Below are 19,405 nucleotides of genomic sequence, written 5' to 3' on the forward strand. Positions count from 1 at the left end.
TTGTTATTAATTATTGCCTTAGTGCGATTGCTATGCGATTAAATGCACTCATTAACCCAATGGCTATAGTAAGGTCTGAAATTTGTACATCGGTAAAATGGGTTTTTAGTGTTTCAAATAGCTCATCCGATGTACCACTTGTGGCGATATTCACAACCGCTTCAGTCCAAGCTAATGCGGCTCGTTCTTTCGGGTCGAAATGATGGCTAACTTGCCAACCTGCTAGCGTGTCAATTTTTTTATTGCTAACCCCCGAAGAGCGTAAGGAATTGGCATGCATATCTAGGCAAAAAGCGCAGCCATTGATTTGAGAAACCCTTAAGTAAACAAGTTCAACAAGTTCTTTGCCTAATCCACTTTTATTGAGTGCATTTTTACAATCAATAAGCCCTTTATAGGCATCAGGGGATAATGTCGGATAAGCCAGTCTTAGTGCACTCATGGATAATTCCTCGTAAGTTCCGTTATTAGATAAATACAATATTAAAAATATTTTTATGAATCTTTTATTAGTCGGGCTTTTAGTCATATTTTTATACTAATTTTAAGTGAGTATATACTTATTCGCCGACGAAGAGGAGTGATGGTTGTATAGGCTGCTTAACAGATTAATTACTGGGGACCAGTAATAGTTTAGCGCTACAAGAGTGACTAAATTGCTGTTGAACATCGGGAGGAAGGTGATTGTCTGTAATAATATGAGTCAGTTCATCCATTTGGGCAACGCGAAATAATGACCATTTCCCGTACTTGCTGCTATCCGCTAACATAACAGATTGTGTTGCATTTTTAATAAGATCACGTTTTAGACCTGCTTTTTCTTCAGTTGGTGTCGTGATCCCTTTACTCAAGCTCCAAGAGTTGCAACTAATAAATGCAATGTCAGGGTAGATACTACGAAGAAGGCTTCGTCCATGCTCACCGATGCAGGATTGGCTGCTATCATCAATACGCCCACCAATAATGGTTACTTCTATCTGTTTAAACTCGCAAAGGAAAAGGGCAATGTGAAGGTCGGCGGTCACAACGCGCAGCGGCATATGCGTTAGCTCGCGAGCTAGCTCAAGCATAGTAGTCCCAGCATCAAGAAGGACAGTGTTTCCCGGTTCAATTAAACGGGCTGCTGCTTTTGCAATAGCCCGCTTTTCTCTTAGGTTACGTTGGTTTTTTTCGACAGTCGTGGGTTGCACTGGAATAAAACGATTTAGCGTTACCCCACCATGAGTGCGAGATATAACCCCAGTTTCATCTAGTTTAATTAAATCACGCCGGATAGTGGCCGCAGAAACAGATAATGCTTGTACAAGCTCATCAACAGTCACAAGGTTATGCTGTTTAAGGTACTCAAGTATTAAATCCAATCTATCCATTGTGCTCATTGATTACACTACATTCATTGCAAGTTTAAGGGAAATAGCCATGCTTTCAGGGTTTGCTTTGCCTGTCCAAGCAATATCAAATGCGGTTCCATGATCCGCAGATGTGCGTAAGAATGGAAGGCCAGCAGTGATATTAACACCATCATAAAAACCTAATAATTTTAATGGGATATGGCCTTGGTCATGGTACATTGCAACAACCATATCGTACTGCCCTTGATAAGCTTGTAAAAATACAGTGTCTGGGGGACAAGGACCATACGCATCGATGCCTTCAGACCTTACCTGTTCTATAGCAGGTTGTAAATATACGATTTCTTCGTCACCAAATAAACCGTTTTCTCCAGCATGGGGATTAACCCCTGCAATAGCAATACGTGGTTTTTCAATGCCAACTCGTTTTAAAAAATCCGATGCAATGCGAGTCACAGTAACAACACGTTCGCTGTTTAATGTGTCTAAAAATTTTCGTAATGCGATATGGGTTGTGACATGAATGACTTTTAATTTTTCAGTGTAAAGCACCATGGCATAATCTTTAGTATTCGTTAGCTGGGCAAGGAGTTCGGTATGCCCAGGATAATTATGCCCTGCAAGGTGCAAAGCTTCTTTATTTAATGGCGCAGTAGCAATTGCTTTAACGTCACCAGCCAGCGCAAGCTCAGTTGCTCGTTTGATACAGCGAAATGCTAAGTCACCGGCTTGTGCTTGAACTTTGCCCGCGACAAGTTCATCAGGGGCAGCTAAAGGTTCATCAATGATATTGATAGTATCGGCCGAAAACTGGGCTTCATTGATATTGTTTATGATATTAAGTTTTACTTGAGGAACCAAACCCGATGTAATTAAACGTTGCATTGTTGCTGCACAACCAATAACAACAGCGGGAGCTCCTGCTAATTCACCTTCGGCAAGGGATTTAACGATAATCTCAGGGCCAATTCCCGCAGGGTCACCCATAGTAATAGCAACGACATTATTTTTCACAATAAATTTCCTCAATATATTTGATGGCTTCGCATAAAGTGGTTATTTGGCCAAACCCTCCCGCTTTTGTTATGACGGGCAAGTCATCGATTTCACTATCAATAAAGGTGCCACAAGGTATACATGGCATAACCTCAGATTGGATTCGATAACCTTTTGCTCCCAAAGTATTGGCAACCGCAATAGCGATATCACCACCAGTTAAAAAAAGTCCCCCGATGCTGGCAACAGACAGCGTGTTTAATGTCAGCAAACTAATAAAGTCGCTGATTGTTTTTCCCAATTCATTACGCGTCATGCCATAGGTTATGCATAGCTCATCAATATGATGCCTATCTTGCACATCTCGACTACTACGTATGATGGTGTGTTTTTGTTGGTTTAATATATGACTAACTTCTTTAATGAGTGCAGCCATGTAGTCATTTTGTGTATTGGATGCAAGGATCTGTGTTACATCAATATCAATGACGCTGGCATTACAGTGTGTTTGTGCATAATTTACTTGCTCAATGGTCGCGCTACTCATGGAGCCTGCAACGATAAATAGCGGTAATCCTCGCCTTTTACTCATAAAATTATCTTCAGGTAAGGCATTTGCAAACCCAGCGGCTCCGACTAATAGGCAAGGTTCAACTAATGAGGAAACGGCCTCAGCGATTAAGGTTAAATCACGCTCATTTTCGGCATCGGTAACAATAATAGTTGCTTGTGTAGGCGCTTGTGTTTGTAGCCATGTTGCGAACTGCCCTGAACGTATTTGTTCTAAAGAGATCTCGATCACGGGAAGAGCAGTTTGCTGATGAATTATCGTTTGTATACGTGATGAAACTACGGGTGTTTTTGGGTCAGATGCGAACTCAGTTTCTATCAGTGGTTTTCCATTAACTAAGCACTCACCGTTTAAGGTTACTCGTCCAGCAGCAGGAATAGCTGCGGCAACAATAGCGAGTTTAAGATTGGCTTCAGACATAACCGTTTCAATTTCTATGCCGATATTACCGCGGAATGTTGAATCAATTTTCTTATAAATTAAAGGCTTTTCAGTTTGTGATAAAAAGGGTTTTAAGCTACCTCGGAGATTATCCGAGGCAGTTTCTGCATTTAGTGCACGGCTTTCGGTGTTGAGCACCACGACATCAGCAAACCACGAATGTTTTTGTGTGCTATCGAGTAATATCTCAGTTCGAGCCTGTTTTTTTGCAAACTGGACGCCAGTATCATTGGCGCCTGTAAAATCGTCCGCAATAACGAGTAGTTTCATGACTAATTCCTCACTCTTCGGCAGCTTGAGGCTGTTTAGCTTGTTGACGTTTAGCGACCCAAGACGTCAGAACTGGGGTTAAAATGGCCGTTGTGATCACCGAGGCTGCAATCAATGGGGCTGCAGATAGCGCAATTGCTTCAAGGGATGGGTCTGCTTGGGCGATTGCCAGTGGCGTTGCAACGGCATTGCCAGCGGTACTTGATGCGGCTGCGCCAGCAATACCTGAGCCGCCAACTAAACGGTCAGCTCTGATATTGAACCAACCTCCAACAAATGTGGTGAGGGCACCTAATAAAATTCCCACTAAGCCCCCTTGTAATAGCATTTCTAAGTTGATCCCTGCACCTAATGCGAAAGCAAAGAAAGGGATTAATATTGGCCCGCCTTTTGTCAGGAAGTCACGCATATGCGGATCTAAGTTACCTAAAATCATACCAACAATCAGTGGGACGAGAACTGCAACTAAGGCCATTAAAGGAATATTTGCCATCCCTGCGGCACCTAATGCGATCATGGTAAAGAAAGGGCCATCATTGAGAGATAAAATTGAGATAGCACCGACATCCCGTTTGTTACCAAATTCCCCCACTAACGCAGCGTATAAGCCACCATTTGAATTACTCATAGCAGCAATAATTGCAACGCCAGTTAAACCAAAGATGCCGTCCATACCAAACAGGTAATCGACACCGAGCCCGAGAGCGATAGCGACAATTAATTTTGTTAATGTGATTGTACCGCCTTGTAATAGGGCTTGAGGGGCTGCTTTGAAGCTAATGCCTGCCCCCATGCACAGTAAAAACGCCCCTATCAGTGCGGGAGCGCCATTTTTAAATAGTGAAGTGGTAAAGCCTCCTATTTCGAGAGACTGGGGTGCAAAGGTATTGATCAGAGCACCGATGACTAATGGCACAACCATCATGCCGCCAGGTATACGTTCTATCGATTTTTTTATTTGCATGGTTTTCTCCGCCATGATTTATTTTAGTCATAATGATTATATTCAATCAAAATAAAACAGCCGTGACCTAGATCTCATTAATGATTTTTAGTGGAGAAGTATCATTTTCACTCATAAATAGTCTTTTTATCGTTAAATATAGTGAGATAACTTCAGAAATAGGGCGTATGGAGTGCACCGATACTTTGATTGAAATCGATCATGTTGACTATTTAATGACTGCAATCATGCCCATAAGCTTATTGATGGCATATTAGCTAACATTTCTTGGTTCAAATTTAGCGGGATAAAAGTCGTATTTTAAAGGAGGAGTTGAATAGGTGAGATAATAAGCGTTGCTAAATTTAACTGTTCAATGACTATAATAATTAGCATTACCACTTCTATTTTATGGCTAATTTCCAGATGAATAAATGCAGTAGAAGAAAGGACCACAAGAAAGGATCAGAAGTATCAAACATTATATAAGTCATACTTGCTTTAGTTAAGTAGATAGCGGTCTTTAAACTTATTTTTATTCAAACAGTATTTAATCTAATACAGAATTATTTTTATCAACATTGAAAAAAATAAATTTTTTAAATAAAAAGGATAATTTTTAAAATATAATGTTAGGTTTATTGTAAGGTCTATTCTATTTAAAGCCTTATATCTCAGTGTGTTAAATTAAATTGTTGCCTTATGCATTTTTTGCATGGTATTTCGCCCATTTGCATTTCTCTTTAAGTTAAAAAAATGTAACTATCGATTTCAGGCTCAAGAGTCGCATCCAATAAAAGGTTATAGGTGATAACTATGACTTTAAATAAATAAAATAGGGGTACGAATGAACAGACACAAACTCATGAAACAAATTATGATAGCTATTATTCTAGGTATTATATTAGGATGGGGGTTTCATAATTATGCCGCATCAGTAGAAGAAGCAAAAAATATCGCATCTTATATGAATATTATTACTGATGTTTTTTTACGTTTAATAAAAATGATTATTGCACCACTTGTATTTGCAACAATCGTGTCAGGGATTGTATCAATGGGAGGCTCTTCTTCTGTTGGTAGTATTACAATTAAAGCGATGGTATGGTTTATTTCAGCAGCTGTAATTTCATTATTAATTGGAATGGTTTTTGTCAATGTATTCCAATTAGGTGTAGGTTTAAACTTAACAGTTCCAGCGGCTGCGGTAGATAGTGGTTTAAATACATCAGGGTTTACTCTGAAAGCTTTCATCACACATATTTTCCCTAAAAGCTTTGCGGAAGCAATGGCGAACAATGAAATTTTACAGATATTAGTTTTCTCAATCTTTTTTGGCTCTGGTCTTGCATTTATTTGTAAAGACAAAAAAAGCCCCATAGTGACTTTAATTGAAGACTTATCTCGCATCATGTTCCGTATTACCGATTATGTGATGAGCTTTGCACCGATTGCGGTATTTGCTGCAATTGCTTCAGCCGTGACGGTTGAAGGTTTAGGTTTACTTTATGACTATGGGAAATTAATTGGGCTTTTCTATATTGCTTTAGCGGTATTGTGGGCAGTACTTTTCTTTGCTGGCTATGTTTTCTTAGGAAAATCTGTCTTTAGTTTGGGGAAATTAATTCGTGAGCCTGTCGCTCTCGCTTTCGCAACTGCAAGTAGTGAATCAGCTTATCCAAAAACAATGGAAGCTTTAAATCAGTATGGTGTCCCTAAAAAAGTGACAAGTTTTGTATTGCCTCTTGGTTATTCCTTCAACCTTGATGGTTCAATGATGTACCAGTCTTTTGCCGTATTGTTTATTGCGAATGCCTATGGGATTGACTTGAGTATCACAGAGCAAATACTTATTTTGTTAACCTTAATGGTAACAAGTAAAGGTATGGCTGGTGTAGCAAGGGCATCTATTGTGGTTGTTGCCGCGACATTACCTATGTTTAGTTTACCTGAAGCTGGGATTTTACTATTACTTGCCATCGATCAATTTCTTGATATGGGAAGAACGGCAACAAATGTTGTTGGTAACAGTATCTCTACCGCGGTTATATCTCGTTTAGAAGAGAGAAAAGGGCGTGTAAATGAGGAGTCTGAAATAGTGATGAGCGAAAAAACACCCACAACTTTATAGTGATGGTCACTATTATCTAGTTAACGCCCTTCTTATCAGAAGGGCTATTTCTTTAAGCATTGGTAGTTATTGCGCGGTTTGGTTTCTCATAAACTGCCAAAAGCGTTCTGATGAGATATTTAACCTAGCTTCGGTTCGATAGATATAAACCCCCATAGTGACTGATAATTTTGGGTCTAAAATAGCTAATTCATTTTTTTCAAGTTCATTTTTAATTGAGTAATCAGGTAACCAACCAACGCCGCTACCTGTTAGTATCATGCGTTTTAATACATCGCTCATAGATGAAACAAAAGAAAGTTCAAAGGGAAGGTTATCTGATTTATTGATTAATTGATTGACTTGCCTCCCCATATAGCTTTCATCTGTATACTTCATTAAAGGCAATGTTGAGCTATCAATATTGAAAATAGGGCGTTTTTTTTCGTCGCAGGGAGAGACAAGATGTAGCCGGCTTTCTAGTATTTTCGTGTGTAAGAATGGTGATGACATTAACTCTTCGTTATAAAATGATAATATAAAATCACTTTGCCCTTCTTTGAGTTTATGTACTGCTTCATCAACATTTATTGACTCTACAAAAAAAATCTTATCTACATTTTTTGAAAATTGTGAAATAAAGTCAGGAAGTAAAAATACTGAAAGTGAATGCGCAGCCGAAATATTAATTTTTTGCTTGTCATTATCTATACCTTTAATTCGGTTTATTTGAAAATAAATGTCATCAAGTAAATTTCTGGCATAAACAATAAAGCTTTTTCCTTGTGTGGTAAGTTGTAATGGGTTGGTATTTCTATCAAATATTTCAAAGCCAACCGATGATTCAATTGATTGAATTCTTCGGCTGAAAGAAGACTGTGATATATTTCTTTTTTCTGCAGCTAACGTAAAACTTCTACATTCTTCTAGTACAACAATATCGTGCAACCATTTAATTTCAAGATTACTGATCATTGTGTCCTCTAATGGTTTTTAGTTATTAATCTACTATGCAAATTTAGCATGACTTATAGAAACTCTGCAATTACCTAATGCTAACAATATGTCATGATATCATTAATTTGATGGAGGGCTTATGAAAAAAATATTAGGTATGTTAGGGGGAATGGGACCCGGAGCAACCGCGGATGCTTTTATTAAATTAATCAATAATACACATGCAAGTAAGGACCAAGAACATATTCCTATTATTATTGTGTCATTGCCTGATATTCCAGATAGAACAGAAAATATTATTTATAATGGGCCATCACCATTACCAGCAATGATACACTCACTTAAAATACTTGAAAGTGCAGGTGTATCTTGCATTATTATGCCATGTAATACGGCGCATTATTGGTATGAGGACTTAAAGAAAGAAATTAATATTAATTTTATCAGCATTATTGATGCAGCATGTAAAAAAATAATTGAGGATAATGTTAAAAAGGTAGCACTATTGGCGACGACAGCAACCATTCATACTAAATTATATCAAGAAAAACTAAATGTGAACAATATTGAATGTATTGTTCCCGATGAGGTTAATCAATATAAAATAATGCAGAGTATTATTTTATATAAATCGGGTGATTTAGCTAAAGCAAGAGAGTTGCTCTATCCTTATATTAGCCAACTAAAATCACGTGGTATTGATAAGTTTGTAATGGGTTGCACTGAAATTCCTTTAATATTAGAAGAGCTTTCAAAAAATAACCCTGAGGATTTTATTGATGCAACAGAAGCATTAATAAAAGAAGCTATTAATTGGTATACTATCGATGAGAAAAGAGAGGTAGATGAAGAAAAAACAAATAAATTAATTGAATTTCATTGAAAATTATCATTCGCCATCACTGGGGTAATCTGATAAACATAAAAACTATTAAATAATAAATATATAATAATGCATTGTATAACATGTAATTGTGATTTTTTTGCATTCAATTTTTAATTGACTGTAATTTGAGCTGTTTTATCTTGTTGGATAGATGGGTTAGCCTTTAACTTTAGGAATATTAGACTTGTAGTTGTCCGATAAGTAGTGACAATAGTCGGTTTATTATAATGACTAATATTGTTAGATAGGGATTAACTCATGCAATTTAAATCAATGGTTAAATTGGTTGTTGGTGCAGTATTGCTATTTGTAATCGGTATTATTGGTATTAATTCATATACAATTGTGCAAGACGGTTCTGTTAAAGTGGGAACATTTCTAGGTAAAGTAGACCCTGTCGCTTATGATGCAGGTTTGCATTTCCCTATTAACCCATTTACTACTTTCGATACATATTCGACGAAAGACATTCGTGTTTCATTAAAGGAATTAAGAGTGCCTTCACAGGATAAGCTAAAATCGATTGTCGATATTACTGTAATGCTACAGTTTGATGGTGCTAAAGCACCAGTATTGCGTATTAACGGTGGTACTGAAAGTGAGGCATTGGATAAATATGTACGCCAAAAGCTTATCTCAACCATTCTCGAATTTGGTAAAGACGTCGCTAATGCACAAGACCTGTATACGGCTGATACACAAAGGAAGCTTCAAGAGTCTATCCGTGATGCAATTCAAGGGTATGCATCCCCATATGGGTATACAATAAAAGAAATCATGATCCAAGATATTACTCTACCAGAAGTTGTTCAGGAACAAGTGGTCAACACTAAAATGCGCCAAGAGCAGATCAACCAAGCGAAAGCAGAAGCCGAAAAAGAGCGTGAGTTAGCACAGAAAAAAGTGGTGATTGCTGAAGCTGAAAGGGAATCAGCGGAACAGCAAGCGATAGCGAGGGAACGTAATGCGCAAGCAAGTTCTTTTGCGATGCGTCAAGAGGCTGATGCAAAATTATATGCGGCTCAGAAGGAAGCAGAGGCTAATGCGATATTACAACGCACAATCACCCGTGAAATGATTAACTGGAAACAGTTAGAAATTGAACAAATTAAAGCACATAAATATAAAGGTGAAGTGCCTAACATTGTTGTTGGCGCAGATTATGACGGTAAAATGATTATGGATATGCGAAATAGCCAATAATCAGCACTGATTAACAAAAATTATATTATTGAAACCAGCTCTATTCATTTAGGGCTGGTTTTTTATTTTACTGAGCACAATTGACGCGAAATCGACCAACGACTTGTTGTCTAATAAGCTTCCCCGATTATTTAACAACAGAAATTAACCGGTATTTAGCGGTATTAAAAATTAGGTAAAATATCTATGGTTCATATTGAAGAAATAACAAAACTCAATTTTTGGGATGTATGTGAACTTACATCAAATAAAAATGGTATTGCTACCGTATTAGAAGAGCACGTATGTTGCAATGCATACTCAATAGCGGAGTCTCACTATTATCCGGAATATATCCCCAAAGCACTTTATTGGGATGATAAATTAATTGGCTTTTTTATGTACAAAATAGTTGATGAACAGCCAACTCATGCTTTTATTTGTCGTTTTATGTTGGATTATAAATACCTTGGTAAAGGTTTAGGAAAACAGTCTTTTTCTGCAATTTTGGTGTATTTAAATAGCTTAGAAATACGAAAAATCTCTCTTGGGTTAGATGAGGAAAATATGATTGCTAAAAAAATATATTGCAGTCATGGGTTCAGCTTTACTGGTGAGATTATTGATGGTGAGCATATATATGCTTTGAACCTATAGGCATTAAAGTCAGGCTTTATCGCTAAGGTGGTAGCTCTAATTTGTATTTTTGTGATAGTTATTTGATAGTTGTGCTATATCGTAATCAAGTAAACAAGGAGTTGCTGTGATGCTTAATGTTTCTGGATTAATCAATGACTCCCCAATAGTATAACAATATTGGGGAGTTTATGTGTTTTAACGAACGATAATACCTAATAAAATTCCGATTGCACCAAAGTCAGCATCACTGAATGTAGTGTTAGCAATACCAATATCACCCAGAACAGGTAATAGGAATACAGGTAAGAAAGTAATCAACAAGCCTTGAGCAAACGCACCTAAAATAGCCCCGCGACGGCCGCCTGTTGCGTTACCGAATACCCCAGCGGCTGCACCGACGAAGAAATGTGGGACAACACCAGGAATAATGACGGTCATGTTTAATGCATACAATACAAACATGCCTAAAACACCTGCTGCAAAACTACTTAAAAAGCCTACTAATACAGCATTTGGGGCATATGGGAATACTACTGGGCAGTCTAAAGCGGGTTTTGCATTTGGTACTAATTTGTCAGAAATCCCTTTAAATGCAGGAACTATCTCGGCAATAACCATACGCACACCTTGCAGAATAATATAGACGCCCGCAGCGAATGTAATAGATTGCATCAATGAGAACATGAACCAATTTTTACCGCCACTGACTTCACGTACAAAATCACCACCTGCAAATAAGCAAGTAATAATGAAGATAATGAACATGGTAAATGAAATGGCGACTGGAGTATCACGTAGGAATAATAAGCTTTTTGGTACATTCATATCTTCGGTAGAGTGTTCTTTATTACCGAATTTGCTACCAATAAAGCCGGCCAATACATAAGAAATTGTCGAGAAATGGCCGATTGCAACATCATCTGAGCCCGTGACTTTTTTCATGTAGGGGTGAGCGATTGCTGGGAAAAAGACCATACAGAAACCAACAATCAGTGAGCCTACAGTAACCAGTAAGGTTCCTTCCATTCCTGCTGTAGCTAAGATCACTGCAATCATCATTGACATGAATAGGGTATGATGACCGGTTAAGAAAATGAATTTCCAAGGCGTCAAACGAGCAATCAAAATATTGATTAACATCGCAAAGAACATAATCATTGCCATTTCACGGCCGAAGCTTTTTTGTGCAATGGAAACAATTGCTTCGTTATTCGGTACAACACCATTTATACCAAATGCATGTTGGAAAATAGCTGAAAAATCACCTAATGAGCTTACGACTAGACCAGCACCTGCACCTAAAATGACAAAACCCATGATGGTTTTAATGGTGCCTTTAATACATTCAGTCACCGGTTTTTTCTGCGCTATTAAACCGATAAGGGCGATTAAACCGACTAAAATAGCAGGTTCAGATAAAACATCCTGCATCAGAAAACGAAAAAATGACATAGTGCCTCCGCTTACATTGCACCAAGTTTTTGTAAAGCAACAGACAGGCGTTCTTTCATCGCGACTTTGTCAATCATGTTATCGAGCGCTACGATTTCGCCACCGACTTGTTGGGCAACCAATTGCTCTGCAATGTCAGTTGTTCCTACAAAAATATCGCTTACAGTTCCTTTTGCTGAGCCTAAATCGACGTGATCTACATCAGCACTTACTTGTAAGTCTTTCAAAATATTTTTGATGCTCATTTCCATCATCAAACTTGTGCCTAAACCATTTCCACAAACAACAGTGATTTTCATAATATTTACCTTAATATTTAATTATTCATATTTAGCGATGATGCTAAGAATGTCATCTACGTTTTCTGATTGCATGATGCTGTCTATATCTTCTTGATTATCAAAAAGCTCCGCCAACTTTGCGATAGCGCCAATGTGGCTGTTGCTATCTGTTGCTGCGAGAACAATTAATAACTTAACTGGGTCGTTGCCTTCAGAGCCAAATTCAACACCTTGTTTAATAACAGTTAAACCTAGTGATAATTGATTTACGCCATCTTCTGGGCGTGCGTGTGGCATCGCAATGCCAGGTCCTAATACATAATAAGGGCCAATTTTCTCATGTGATTTAATAATGGCATCAATATATCTTGGTTCGATGAATTTATTATTAACCAAAGGGCTACAGGCGATTTTTATCGCATCTTGCCAATCAGTGGCGCTTTCGACGACCTGAATGACGTTAGGGGTCAGTAATGTCGTTAGCATAGAGTTACTCCTGGTATGCTGAATTTTTATCTTTTTTAATGGTTGAATGAATAGTAGTGATCTATGGTAGCGCTATCTAGCTTAAACTTTCATTTTCGTGATAGCGCTATCATTTTGAATAAAAATAGCGAACAAATACTAATTCAGGACACTTGTTGGCTGATTAACAAATTCAACCTATGGTAAGTTACTCGGGTTAATAATAAGTTTAGGCTAATTAAAAGTATTTTATGGAAAAAACACGAAAAAGAAAAAATACAGGGCGAGTCACGCTGCAAGATGTTGCAAAATATGCAGGTGTTGGGTCAATGACAGTATCCCGAGCGCTTCGTACGCCTGAATTGGTTTCAGACAAATTACGTGAAAAAATCAACGAGGCAGTTGAAGAACTGGGTTATATTCCAAATTCAGCTGCGGGTATTTTGGCGTCAGGCCAAAGCCGAACAGTCGCCGTTTTAATTCCGTCGTTACGTGATAATGCTAGTTCGGTATTTCTACAATCATTACAAGAGGTTTTGAATAAAAATAATTATCAAGTTGTCATTGGTAGTCATGACTATCAGCAGAAAAAAGAATCTGAAGTTTTATCTACATTATTACAGAGTAACCCTGCGGCCTTGATCATTTTTGGTGCGATTAATTCAGAGGGGGTATACACCTACCTTAAAAATGTAGATATACCTGTTATCAGTGTTGCTGGGGGAGGGAGTCATCCATTTACATTGAATATTAAAAGTAATATAGGGGAAGCGGTTAATTTTTTAACACATTATATGTTACAAAAAGGGTATAAGAAGATAGGCTATATTGGGGCTCAAATGGATAATAAAATGCAAAGCCAGCAACTAAGTGGCTGGAATAAGGCCATGCTCGAATATAACCAAAGTGCAGATCAAAGCATTACGACTCCTTATGTTGCTACCATGGATTTTGGACGTCAGGCGATTAGCGAAATGCTAACTCGTCAGCCTGAACTTGAGGCTGTGATTTGTAGCCATGAAATGATTGCGTTAGGGGTTATTTTTGAATGTCAAAGGCGCTTGATTAAAGTGCCGAAAATGTTGGCTGTTGCTTGTGTTGAAGGGTCCGCAAATTGCGACCATATTCACCCATCCTTGACTTCGGTACGCATTGATTATAGCAAAATGGCGAGAGAAGCTGCCAAGAAGTTGCAAAGATGGTTAGCGGATACTGACGGTGATCTTTCACAGAGACAAGAAGAAGTCATTTTCCCTTATAAGTTCGAAGCTAGGCAAAGTGCATAGGGGGGTATCGATTTAGTCACACTATTTTGTTATTTAACTGTCTCTTAAACAAGAAATTCTATAAGAAGTCACTTTTTTGTTCTAAAAAAGATTGTTTTTTTGCCTCTCAAAATAAGATTGTCGACTTGGTCACTGCATCATTCTTATTCCTTGCTACAGTATATTAGTAGGTCATATTTCACCTGTACTTAAGTTTAGACTTTTGACGGGTATTGACCTCTTTATAGCTTTAGACAATAGCAGGGGAAATATAATGAAATTATTAAAAACAGTTATTTCTACCGCAATTTTAGTTTCTTGCGGTGCATTAGCAACAACCACGGGGTCTGAAGTACTTAAGGTGCAAGACGGAGGTACGCCGAATAAGGTCTATACCGCGAATAAGCCTACGATTAAAGTTGCAACTTATAATATCGGAAAGAACGAGTTGGCATCAGATGTGAAAAATTTCGATGCTTTAAATAAAGCAATTGCGAGAATTGATGCAGATGTCATTGTTTTAACCGAAATTGATAACAAAACGGCGCGCAGTAAACATGTTAATCAACTGGAGGAAATCGCTAAGGCTAACAAGATGCACTTTGCATTTGGTAAAGCATTAGATTTTGATGGTGGTGAATATGGCGTAGGAATTTTATCAAAATATAAAATTGAAAAATCAAAAGTCATTAACTTGCCTTCAGGCGATGCGGAGCAACGTGTTGTATTATTATCTCAGATAACAAAACCGGGTTTTGATGCGCCAATTATTATAATGGGGACTCATCTTGATTGGCAAAAAGACCCAACAGTGCGTATTGGGCAGGTTCGTCATATTTTAGATGCGAGCATTGGGGATACAGACACTGGTTTTGATAATATAGCTGCATCAATAAAAATATTAGCTGGTGACTTTAACTCAACGGCTAATGAACAACCTATTCAAGAAATCCGTTATATGTGGCAGCCCGTTGAGAAAAAAGGGACGGATTATCGTAGTTGGCCAGCAGTTAATCCAGCGATTGACATAGACCACATTTTTACATTTAAAGGGCAAGTGTGGAATGTAAATGAAATGCAAATACCAACGGATAGCGAAGAGTTTCAATGGTCAAGTGTCAGTGACCATCTGCCAGTGATAGCGGAATTGGAGTTACAAGAGCAGTAGATAGGTAGGTAAACGGAGTTGTATCGGTAAAGGCCTCATTTGCAGGCCTTTTTTACATCTGTACTTTCATTGTTTCTGAAGCAATTTCTGTCTCTGAATATAACGTTTTTCAGCTATTTCCAAATAACGTTCAACGGTTGAATATATTTGTTGACGTTGTTCCGATAACTGTGGGTCATTATCTAAGGCGGAAGAGGTTTGTTTAATAAACTCAGCAATATAGCTTTTAATACAACCAAACTGATTAGCCACATTAGCATAATAGTATTGGTAAACATAAGATTCTTGAGAATGGCTTAGGTCTGTATTGTTTTTTATATTGTTGGTTGCAAGCAAAAGTAATTGAATTTGTGTCATGGCATACCCTTTTTCTTTGGAAGGCAATGCTACCTGAATTTGAAATTTAAATTTGTCATTTTTAGTCGGAAAATTTTATGTATTAGTTTAATAGGGGGTTTTTATAGGAATATTCTGTAATTTGGGTTAGTTTAACTAGACGAATTGGGAGATGTTTGAGGTACATACAAGATTTAAATCATAATGATATCGTTAAATATTCTTATGGTTTATTTGTTAAATAATTGTATTAATCTGTTTTTTATCACTTTCAAAATGCTCATTGTAATCTCATTATCTATAATTTTTAATTATTAATCAATCTATTACGATATTTTTTGTTTTGGTTTTTTGGGCTGTGGGCAATATGGGATGTAAAATAATATTGATAATGGAAAGGTAATGACGCTACTTATGAAACTAGTAGAAGAAGATAACCTAACTTTCCTTTTGATTATAATCTATTGATTTATATTTATTTTTATTTTTTTTGTGTTTTTCTTGGAAGAGATAATCTTATTTATAAAATTACTCAATAATAAAATAAATAAATAATTTACTCATATACTGAGTCTATATACGCATTATATGAGTTTATTAACAATTAGACACACTAATTCTTAATTCGAATTGTTTAATAATATATTTGAAGTGATTATTATTAAATGATAATTAACAATTAAGTCCAATTATTGTTTCTGTCATATAAAAGAGAAACGCTTTTTGTGAAAAAAATACAAATTGAAACAGTTAATCTTTCGGGTACTATTTATATTTTTAGCTTAATGCTGGTATACTTACCCATGTGATGGGTAAAATAAAGTATAAATACGAATAACCTATATGAAACTAGTTGTGTCTATTTACGTAGATTATCACTATTACAAAAAATAGTGATTAGGACAAATGTGGCTATCTAATAAGGTATTCTTAAGTAGGTGGCGCCATTTATTATTAAATTAATTCTTATTTACTTACAATTAGCTAAAAATAACTACTCAGGTATTTTTGAGAGAAGTACTGTTGTGTCATTTTGGTCAATTGGCTGTGTCATTGCGTTTATGAGAGCTTAAAAACATGAATATCATAAAGTTGCTCACAATCTTATTGTTAACTGGGTGCTCTTTTATTTTAGGAGTAACGATGAATTATGCTCCAACACCTGATTTGGTAAAAATGGCAAAAAGTAGTGTGGAAGATTACTTGTCTTATCCTGAATCTGCGTCATTTAAAGGCGTGAAATATAATTTTATTCGGCAAACAGCAGACAAGGGAGACTTAGGCTATGTTTGTGGCGAAGTTTTTCGCGTAAAAAATGCTAAGTTAGAAGGGTACAAAAAATTTATTGTGAAAGCGTATACCTATAATGATGGTAGAGTCACAATGTCTATTCCAATGGTTGAAGGGGACTATGACTTATTACCGATGGAGATGGTAAATGCATTATGGCAAAAATATTGCTTTTGAGATTAGTCGGTAAGGGCTTTTTATCCGTTCAACATACAAATAAACAGGAACAGAGAGAAGAAAGCCATAAAGCGGCTTTCTTCATTATAAGGCTAGCTAATAGTTATTTAACCTTTTAACTCTCTAGCGCATTTCTGTAAGTGTAAAAAAGACGCAAACCGTATATCGTGATGCGCTTTATAGGCCTTATTCGGGTGGTAAGTTAAATCAATCGCACTAAACTTATTCATAGCCTGTGCGACATCATTACAGACTTTTCCTGCAACAGCACCTAGGATAGCGGAACCCAGCAATACAGGTTCACTTGCTCGGGTTGAAATAACTGGCACGCCACATGCGTCTGCAAGTAATTGGCGGATTAGTGGGTGTTGACCCGCTCCACCACTAACAACGATATTTTCGATTGAAGCACCTGATTTAGCTTGTGCTTCAATTATTTGCCTCAAACCATACCCAATACCACAAACACCGGCAACATAGAAAGACAGTAAATTTTCCATGCTGTTATCCATTGTTAAACCTGCAATCACAGCTCTTGCATGTGGATCGGCAAAAGGCGCTCGGTTACCTAGAAATTCTGGGACAACATGTATTTTTTGTGCTAGTTCAACGGATTGAGAAGGAGAATCAGCTTTTTCTAGAACTAAATCTGCTAGCATGACAGGTAATGATTTCCCTTGTCCTTTGGCTGCTATTTGAGCTTGCGCTGAGGCTGGGTGTAATGAAAGCAGTTGGTCTATTGCAGCACCAGCGGCACTTTGCCCCCCTTCGTTTAACCACATACCAGGAACCATAGCGCTATAATAAGGCCCCCAGACCCCAGGTATAAAAACAGGTTCTTTGGTGGTTGTCATGGTACATGAAGAGGTACCAAATACATAGGCCATATTTGCAGTTGCATCACCGTTCACACCTACAGTCCCAATCCCTCCTGCATGAGCATCAATCATACCGGCAGCAACAGGAGTGCCTGCGAGTAAGCCCATTTGCTGTGCGGCCTGTTCTGTTAACCCTGAACCACAAGGCGTGCCCGGCTCAACGATTTGTTGCCCAATGCGGGAGAAATTTTCTTCGACCAGTTCAGATAAACCAGCTTGTTGAAAATAATCAGCATCCCAACGTTTTTCATGGGCAAGGTAGGTCCATTTGCAGGTGACGGTGCAGGTTGAGCGGGCCAGTGAACCCGTTGATTTCCATGTCAAAAAATCAGCTAAATCAAAAAACTGCCATGCGTTATCATAGGTTTGGCGTAAATTTTCTTTTAACCACAATATCTTTGGTGTTTCCATTTCTGGAGAAATTTTGCCGCCCACATAATTTAAAACGGGGTGTTTTAACTGGTTAATACGCTCTGCTTGTTCAGTCGCTCGATGATCCATCCACACAATGATGTTACGTTCAGGGTCATTCGACGGGCTAACAGTGATCGGGTGCTTATCGTGTCCAATGACGACGAGTGAGCAGGTTGCATCAAAACCGACTCCAACCACTTGTTGTGGTTTTACATTAGAAGAGGTGATCGCTTGTTTGACACAGTAACAAACTGCTTTCCATATTTCATTACTCGACTGTTCCGCAAAATTAGCGCTATCGCGAAAAAGTGAAATATCATGTTTGGCTGAGGCTAGCATATTACCAGCCATATCAAAAACACCGGCACGCGCGCTACCGGTGCCAACATCAATACCAATAACGACATTGTCATTATTATTTAATGAGGTCGTTGGATTACTCATTTTTTCCTCCAAGATGTGTGCTGTAATCTATGACAAGTTGGTAGGTTAGAGGTCGACGCTATTTGGAACGATAACTAAATCACGGATAGTGACATTTTTGGGGCGCGTCAACATGAATAAAACGGCTTCAGCCACTTCAATCGGTTGCATTAAACTGCCATTAGCTAATGCCTCATCCATTTTTTCCTGCGGCCAATCGTCGAGTAGTGCGGTGACAACAGGGCCTGGTAATACTGCACCAACACGCACACCATGCTCAGAGACTTGGCGGCGCGTAGAATGGACAAACGCTTGAACGGCAAATTTTGATGCAGTGTAAATTGGTTCCCAGATCACAGGAACGACCCCAGCGATTGAACTGGTGAATAATACATCGCCAGACTTTTGAGCAATAAAATGTGGTAATACGGCACGAACACTACGAAAAGCTGCATTAATATTTAAATTTAATACCTTATCCCATACATCGGGGTCGCCTTCAGCAACGGGCCCACCAATATAGGCACCCGCATTGGCATGGAAGATATCTAAACGACCTGCTTTTTTTAGGATTTCATCTAACATCCCATCAACTTGTTTGGGGTTCATCAAATCGATGACTAATGGAATAGCGTTTTCGCCAAGTTCAGCCACGAGTTGATTCAATCTTTCTTCAGCACGGTCTATCAAAACGACTTTAGCGCCTGCTTTGATCAGTGTACGAGCACACTCAAGACCGATACCAGAAGCGGCACCTGTGATTGCTGCGACTTTGTTTTCAATGGAAATAGCCATAATTTTTACTCCAATTGGGTATTTTAGCGGAAATATAAGAATAAAAAGCATTGTGAAATCAATGAAATGACAATGAGTCACAGGAACGGATAGGTGGCTACATATGAAAGACTG

Annotated in this window: 19 protein-coding genes; 7 read left to right on the top strand and 12 right to left on the bottom strand. The window is 37.9% G+C overall.

Annotated elements, in window-relative coordinates:
* Positions 1 to 10: 10 nt before the first annotated feature.
* The 5 genes from P3L56_RS08365 to P3L56_RS08385 form a co-directional block, all read right to left on the bottom strand.
* Positions 11 to 442 carry a carboxymuconolactone decarboxylase family protein gene (locus tag P3L56_RS08365; RefSeq protein ID WP_048606953.1) on the bottom strand — a complete coding sequence of 144 codons (432 nt, stop codon included), beginning with the start codon at positions 440 to 442 and terminating at the stop codon, positions 11 to 13.
* A gap of 166 nt (positions 443 to 608) precedes the next feature.
* Entirely contained in the window at positions 609 to 1,379 is a 771-nt protein-coding gene (locus tag P3L56_RS08370; protein WP_042844145.1) for a DeoR/GlpR family DNA-binding transcription regulator, read from the bottom strand.
* A gap of 3 nt (positions 1,380 to 1,382) precedes the next feature.
* Positions 1,383 to 2,339, bottom strand: coding sequence for a D-threonate 4-phosphate dehydrogenase (locus P3L56_RS08375; RefSeq protein WP_042844362.1), 957 nt, complete (start codon positions 2,337 to 2,339; stop codon positions 1,383 to 1,385).
* 16 nt (positions 2,340 to 2,355) lie between these two features.
* The gene (dtnK, locus tag P3L56_RS08380; protein ID WP_210831860.1) at positions 2,356 to 3,630 is read right to left on the bottom strand and encodes a D-threonate kinase; all 1,275 of its coding nucleotides are present in this window, start codon (positions 3,628 to 3,630) and stop codon (positions 2,356 to 2,358) included.
* A 10-nt stretch (positions 3,631 to 3,640) separates the two neighbouring features.
* Positions 3,641 to 4,594 carry a 2-keto-3-deoxygluconate permease 1 gene (locus tag P3L56_RS08385; RefSeq protein ID WP_210831859.1) on the bottom strand — a complete coding sequence of 318 codons (954 nt, stop codon included), beginning with the start codon at positions 4,592 to 4,594 and terminating at the stop codon, positions 3,641 to 3,643.
* A gap of 826 nt (positions 4,595 to 5,420) precedes the next feature.
* On the opposite strand from P3L56_RS08385, the gene P3L56_RS08390 reads away from it, so the two are divergent.
* Positions 5,421 to 6,704 carry a dicarboxylate/amino acid:cation symporter gene (locus P3L56_RS08390; RefSeq protein WP_042844141.1) on the top strand — a complete coding sequence of 428 codons (1,284 nt, stop codon included), beginning with the start codon at positions 5,421 to 5,423 and terminating at the stop codon, positions 6,702 to 6,704.
* Positions 6,705 to 6,770: 66 nt separating this feature from the next.
* Here P3L56_RS08390 and P3L56_RS08395 read toward each other — a convergent pair whose 3' ends face one another.
* The gene (locus tag P3L56_RS08395) at positions 6,771 to 7,658 is read right to left on the bottom strand and encodes a LysR substrate-binding domain-containing protein (protein ID WP_042844140.1); all 888 of its coding nucleotides are present in this window, start codon (positions 7,656 to 7,658) and stop codon (positions 6,771 to 6,773) included.
* 121 nt (positions 7,659 to 7,779) lie between these two features.
* Between P3L56_RS08395 and P3L56_RS08400 the strand changes: the two genes are divergently transcribed.
* From P3L56_RS08400 to P3L56_RS08410, 3 genes are all read left to right on the top strand, one after another.
* Entirely contained in the window at positions 7,780 to 8,523 is a 744-nt protein-coding gene (locus tag P3L56_RS08400) for an aspartate/glutamate racemase family protein (protein WP_071548005.1), read from the top strand.
* Between the two features lie 261 nt (positions 8,524 to 8,784).
* The gene (locus P3L56_RS08405) at positions 8,785 to 9,729 is read left to right on the top strand and encodes an SPFH domain-containing protein (protein WP_042844138.1); all 945 of its coding nucleotides are present in this window, start codon (positions 8,785 to 8,787) and stop codon (positions 9,727 to 9,729) included.
* A gap of 186 nt (positions 9,730 to 9,915) precedes the next feature.
* On the top strand, positions 9,916 to 10,365 hold the full coding sequence (locus tag P3L56_RS08410) for a GNAT family N-acetyltransferase (RefSeq protein WP_210831878.1): 450 nt from the start codon (positions 9,916 to 9,918) through the stop codon (positions 10,363 to 10,365).
* Between the two features lie 177 nt (positions 10,366 to 10,542).
* Here the strand turns inward: P3L56_RS08410 and P3L56_RS08415 are convergent, their stop codons facing one another.
* Genes P3L56_RS08415 through P3L56_RS08425 form a run of 3 tightly spaced genes read right to left on the bottom strand, consistent with a single transcriptional unit; the run spans position 10,543 to position 12,566 of the window.
* The gene (locus P3L56_RS08415; RefSeq protein ID WP_036958647.1) at positions 10,543 to 11,799 is read right to left on the bottom strand and encodes a PTS ascorbate transporter subunit IIC; all 1,257 of its coding nucleotides are present in this window, start codon (positions 11,797 to 11,799) and stop codon (positions 10,543 to 10,545) included.
* A gap of 11 nt (positions 11,800 to 11,810) precedes the next feature.
* Positions 11,811 to 12,098, bottom strand: coding sequence for a PTS sugar transporter subunit IIB (locus P3L56_RS08420; RefSeq protein ID WP_042844135.1), 288 nt, complete (start codon positions 12,096 to 12,098; stop codon positions 11,811 to 11,813).
* 21 nt (positions 12,099 to 12,119) lie between these two features.
* Positions 12,120 to 12,566 (bottom strand): PTS sugar transporter subunit IIA, encoded by a 447-nt coding sequence (locus P3L56_RS08425; RefSeq protein ID WP_042844133.1) that lies wholly within the window; start codon positions 12,564 to 12,566, stop codon positions 12,120 to 12,122.
* A gap of 230 nt (positions 12,567 to 12,796) precedes the next feature.
* Here P3L56_RS08425 and P3L56_RS08430 point away from each other — a divergent pair, with 230 nt between their 5' ends.
* Together P3L56_RS08430 and P3L56_RS08435 are read left to right on the top strand one after the other, a co-directional pair.
* Positions 12,797 to 13,831: a LacI family DNA-binding transcriptional regulator gene (locus P3L56_RS08430; RefSeq protein ID WP_042844132.1), complete on the top strand. Its 1,035-nt coding sequence runs from the start codon at positions 12,797 to 12,799 to the stop codon at positions 13,829 to 13,831.
* Between the two features lie 253 nt (positions 13,832 to 14,084).
* The gene (locus P3L56_RS08435) at positions 14,085 to 14,978 is read left to right on the top strand and encodes an endonuclease/exonuclease/phosphatase family protein (RefSeq protein ID WP_071548006.1); all 894 of its coding nucleotides are present in this window, start codon (positions 14,085 to 14,087) and stop codon (positions 14,976 to 14,978) included.
* Between the two features lie 66 nt (positions 14,979 to 15,044).
* Here P3L56_RS08435 and P3L56_RS08440 read toward each other — a convergent pair whose 3' ends face one another.
* Positions 15,045 to 15,335 (bottom strand): hypothetical protein, encoded by a 291-nt coding sequence (locus tag P3L56_RS08440; protein WP_048606965.1) that lies wholly within the window; start codon positions 15,333 to 15,335, stop codon positions 15,045 to 15,047.
* 1,122 nt (positions 15,336 to 16,457) lie between these two features.
* Between P3L56_RS08440 and P3L56_RS08445 the strand changes: the two genes are divergently transcribed.
* Positions 16,458 to 16,781, top strand: a complete 324-nt coding sequence (locus P3L56_RS08445) for a hypothetical protein (RefSeq protein ID WP_225832900.1) — start codon at positions 16,458 to 16,460, stop codon at positions 16,779 to 16,781.
* Between the two features lie 107 nt (positions 16,782 to 16,888).
* Here P3L56_RS08445 and P3L56_RS08450 read toward each other — a convergent pair whose 3' ends face one another.
* Both P3L56_RS08450 and P3L56_RS08455 read right to left on the bottom strand, forming a co-directional pair.
* Positions 16,889 to 18,517 (bottom strand): FGGY-family carbohydrate kinase, encoded by a 1,629-nt coding sequence (locus P3L56_RS08450; protein ID WP_210831914.1) that lies wholly within the window; start codon positions 18,515 to 18,517, stop codon positions 16,889 to 16,891.
* 45 nt (positions 18,518 to 18,562) lie between these two features.
* Positions 18,563 to 19,291 carry an SDR family oxidoreductase gene (locus P3L56_RS08455; RefSeq protein WP_042844127.1) on the bottom strand — a complete coding sequence of 243 codons (729 nt, stop codon included), beginning with the start codon at positions 19,289 to 19,291 and terminating at the stop codon, positions 18,563 to 18,565.
* Positions 19,292 to 19,405 lie beyond the last annotated feature (114 nt).

This window comes from Providencia sp. PROV024, assembly GCF_032709665.1.
Lineage (GTDB): Bacteria > Pseudomonadota > Gammaproteobacteria > Enterobacterales > Enterobacteriaceae > Providencia > Providencia huashanensis.

Bases quoted from the DNA above. Each gene is read 5' to 3' on its own strand.
- P3L56_RS08365 (WP_048606953.1), bottom strand. From the start codon at position 442: ATGAGTGCACTAAGACTGGCTTATCCGACATTATCCCCTGATGCCTAT.
- P3L56_RS08370 (WP_042844145.1), bottom strand. From the start codon at position 1,379: ATGAGCACAATGGATAGATTGGATTTAATACTTGAGTACCTTAAACAG.
- P3L56_RS08375 (WP_042844362.1), bottom strand. From the start codon at position 2,339: ATGGGTGACCCTGCGGGAATTGGCCCTGAGATTATCGTTAAATCCCTT.
- dtnK (WP_210831860.1), bottom strand. From the start codon at position 3,630: ATGAAACTACTCGTTATTGCGGACGATTTTACAGGCGCCAATGATACT.
- P3L56_RS08385 (WP_210831859.1), bottom strand. From the start codon at position 4,594: ATGCAAATAAAAAAATCGATAGAACGTATACCTGGCGGCATGATGGTT.
- P3L56_RS08390 (WP_042844141.1), top strand. From the start codon at position 5,421: ATGAACAGACACAAACTCATGAAACAAATTATGATAGCTATTATTCTA.
- P3L56_RS08395 (WP_042844140.1), bottom strand. From the start codon at position 7,658: ATGATCAGTAATCTTGAAATTAAATGGTTGCACGATATTGTTGTACTA.
- P3L56_RS08400 (WP_071548005.1), top strand. From the start codon at position 7,780: ATGAAAAAAATATTAGGTATGTTAGGGGGAATGGGACCCGGAGCAACC.
- P3L56_RS08405 (WP_042844138.1), top strand. From the start codon at position 8,785: ATGCAATTTAAATCAATGGTTAAATTGGTTGTTGGTGCAGTATTGCTA.
- P3L56_RS08410 (WP_210831878.1), top strand. From the start codon at position 9,916: ATGGTTCATATTGAAGAAATAACAAAACTCAATTTTTGGGATGTATGT.
- P3L56_RS08415 (WP_036958647.1), bottom strand. From the start codon at position 11,799: ATGTCATTTTTTCGTTTTCTGATGCAGGATGTTTTATCTGAACCTGCT.
- P3L56_RS08420 (WP_042844135.1), bottom strand. From the start codon at position 12,098: ATGAAAATCACTGTTGTTTGTGGAAATGGTTTAGGCACAAGTTTGATG.
- P3L56_RS08425 (WP_042844133.1), bottom strand. From the start codon at position 12,566: ATGCTAACGACATTACTGACCCCTAACGTCATTCAGGTCGTCGAAAGC.
- P3L56_RS08430 (WP_042844132.1), top strand. From the start codon at position 12,797: ATGGAAAAAACACGAAAAAGAAAAAATACAGGGCGAGTCACGCTGCAA.
- P3L56_RS08435 (WP_071548006.1), top strand. From the start codon at position 14,085: ATGAAATTATTAAAAACAGTTATTTCTACCGCAATTTTAGTTTCTTGC.
- P3L56_RS08440 (WP_048606965.1), bottom strand. From the start codon at position 15,335: ATGACACAAATTCAATTACTTTTGCTTGCAACCAACAATATAAAAAAC.
- P3L56_RS08445 (WP_225832900.1), top strand. From the start codon at position 16,458: ATGAATTATGCTCCAACACCTGATTTGGTAAAAATGGCAAAAAGTAGT.
- P3L56_RS08450 (WP_210831914.1), bottom strand. From the start codon at position 18,517: ATGAGTAATCCAACGACCTCATTAAATAATAATGACAATGTCGTTATT.
- P3L56_RS08455 (WP_042844127.1), bottom strand. From the start codon at position 19,291: ATGGCTATTTCCATTGAAAACAAAGTCGCAGCAATCACAGGTGCCGCT.